2 protein-coding genes are annotated in these 2551 nt (G+C 72.5%); one reads left to right on the top strand and one right to left on the bottom strand.

What is annotated here, in order from left to right; all coding sequences use genetic code 11:
• The first annotated feature begins 297 nt into the window (after nucleotides 1-297).
• Nucleotides 298-1734: an LCP family protein gene (locus KME77_RS07810; RefSeq protein WP_308250605.1), complete on the top strand. Its 1437-nt coding sequence runs from the start codon at nucleotides 298-300 to the stop codon at nucleotides 1732-1734.
• Nucleotides 1735-1838: 104 nt separating this feature from the next.
• Here KME77_RS07810 and KME77_RS07805 read toward each other — a convergent pair.
• The coding region (locus KME77_RS07805; protein ID WP_219463437.1) for a maleylpyruvate isomerase N-terminal domain-containing protein at nucleotides 1839-2551 on the bottom strand (713 nt) is incomplete at its 5' end.

Raw genomic sequence — 2551 nt, 5'->3', positions numbered from 1 at the left:
GGTGGGCGGCCGGGCGGCGGTGCCGGCCGAGGCGGCAGAGGGCCGTCCGGCGGCGGCTCGTCCGGCGGAGGGTCCGGCGGGCCGGGCGGATCGGGAGGGGGTGGGGGATCCGGCGGTCCCGGAGGCCCTGGCGGGCCCGGTGGACCCGGGGGCCCTGGTGGATCTGGCGGCCCTGGTGGACCTGGGGGGCCGTCCGGTGGCGGGTCGCCGGGCGGTGGCAAAGGGTCGGCGAAGGCCGGGCCGCGGCGTCCCGCCTCGGCGGCCCCGCAGTTCGCCAAGCCGCTCACCCTGGCCTCCGTGCTCGGCTGGACGCTGCTGTCGGTCGTCCTGCCCGGCGCCGCCCACCTGCGGGCCGGCCGCCGCCGTACGGGCCTGATCCTGGTCGGCGTGTACCTGTTGCTGCTGCTCGCCGGGCTGGCGTACTACCTGACCCGCAACGGCGACAACGTCGCCGCACTGGTGGGCGACGACGCGATGGTGGCGATCATCGCCATCGCCTCGGCCGGCGCTCTGGCGTGGTTCGTGGTGGTGGTGACCTCGTACGTGGCGCTGAGCCCCAACCGGCTCAACCAGGGGGGCCAGATCGTCTCCGGCGTCGTGGTCGGGGTGCTGTGCGTGTCGGTGATGGCGCCGTTCGCCGTGACCGCGCAGGCCGTCCTGACCTTCAAGCAGACGGTCCAGGCGATCTTCCCCAGCAGCCAGGACACCAGCAACCCCGACGTCGCGCCGATCAAGGAGGAGGACCCCTGGGACGGCAAGGAGCGGGTGAACTTCCTGCTCATCGGCGGTGACGCCGCCGGCGACCGTACCGGCGTGCGGACCGACAGCATGACGGTGGCCAGCGTGGACATCAAGACGGGCAACACGGTCCTGTTCAGCCTGCCGCGCAACCTCCAGCACGTGCGCTTCCCGGCGTCGTCGCCGCTGCACAAGCAGTTCCCGAACGGCTACATGATCGAGCTGCCCAACGGCGGCCTGCTCAACGAGATCTGGCAGTACGCCAACGACAACCCCCAGCTCATGGGCGGCAAGAACAAGGGCCCGCGCGCGCTGATGGACGTCATCGGCTACACGCTCGGCCTGAAGATCGACTACTACGCCCTGATGAACATGTACGGCTTCGCCGACCTCGTGGACGCCATCGGCGGGCTCAAGATCCGGGTCGAGCGCGACATCAAGTGGGGTGGCCACTTCGGCACGGCGGGCACGATCAGGGCGGGCTACCGGAGGCTGAGCGGCGAGGAGGCCCTCTGGTACGGCCGCTCCCGCGTGGACAGCGACGACTTCTCGCGCATGAGCCGCCAGCGCTGTGTCATCGGCGCGTTCGCCCAGCAGGCCACGCCCCAGAAGATCCTGCAGAACTTCGGCAAGATCGCCGACGCGACGAAGCGCCTCGCGCAGACCAACATCCCCCGGGAGCTGGTGGAGCCCCTCGTCGCCCTGGCCGTCAAGGTCAAGAGCGCCAAGATCACCAGCCTGCAGTTCGTGCCGCCGGAGTTCCTGTCCGGGCGTCCCGACTGGGTGAAGATCCGCCGGGCCACGGCCAAGGCGATCAGCGACTCGACCAGGACGCGCAGCGCGCAGGCGGCGGACGTGACGGTCTCCCCGGGCACCTCGTCGTCGGCGGCGACGCCGAGCGCCACACGCACCCTGGCCTCCCGGCCGACCCAGACCCCCACCCCGAACAACCAGAAGTCGGCCAAGAGCCTCGCCGAACTCTGCGGCCTGGGCTGAGGCCGCGCAGGAGACTCCCCGGCCGCACCCTCGCGCCTGGTGCGGCCGCGGACCTCCGCCGAGGTTCCCGGCCGGACGGCCGCCGAGGTTGCCGGTCACGTCGCCTACTGTGTCGCCACGGCGACGAGTTTGCGCAGGTACGTCGCGTACTCGGGGTTCCCGGCGACGGCGATCTCGTCGCCCCTCCCCCACAGCCAGCGCAGCACCTGGTCAGGTGATCCCGACACCACGGCCTCGGCCCGCTCCACGGCCTTGTCGGCGGCCTCGTCCTCGACCACGTCCTCAGCAGCGCCGCCGGCGGACGGCCGTACGATCCAGGCCCGCTCACCGGCGACGACGGCGATCGCCCCCTTGAGGTCGTCCCGCATGACGTCGGTGAACCCGTCGGGGTAGAGGGCCAGCTCGTACGCGAGCATGACGCGCAGCCCCTCGTCCACGCCGTCGAGCGCCAGGTCGTCGGCCGCGGGCGTCACGGGCACGCCGGCCGCCAGCTCGGCGTCCATCCGGTGGACGACCGTCTCCTGCGCCATCCTGCGGATCCAGAACCCGACGCTTTGGTCAGGGTCGTACCAGGTCAGCGCGTGATCACCGGGGGCGCGCGCGGCGAACTCCCCGGTCAGCTCCGCATAACTCCGATCGAGTGCCGCGAGCGGCTCCTCACCGGACAGGTCGGGCGGCCACGGGTCCGGCCACTCCCCCCGGCGCATCGTCTCGGTCTTGTGCAGGTAGACCTCGGTCACGTGCGTGACAAGGCCGGCGGCGGTCCACCCCGGGCAACTGGGCACGGCGGCCGCGGGCGGCGCCGCCGCGGCCGCGG

The sequence above is a fragment of the Nonomuraea rhizosphaerae genome (genome assembly GCF_019396405.1).
In the GTDB taxonomy this organism is placed as follows: domain Bacteria; phylum Actinomycetota; class Actinomycetes; order Streptosporangiales; family Streptosporangiaceae; genus Nonomuraea; species Nonomuraea rhizosphaerae.
The sequence above is the reverse complement of the archived record's forward strand: the minus strand, read 5'-3'. Positions and strand labels throughout refer to the sequence as shown.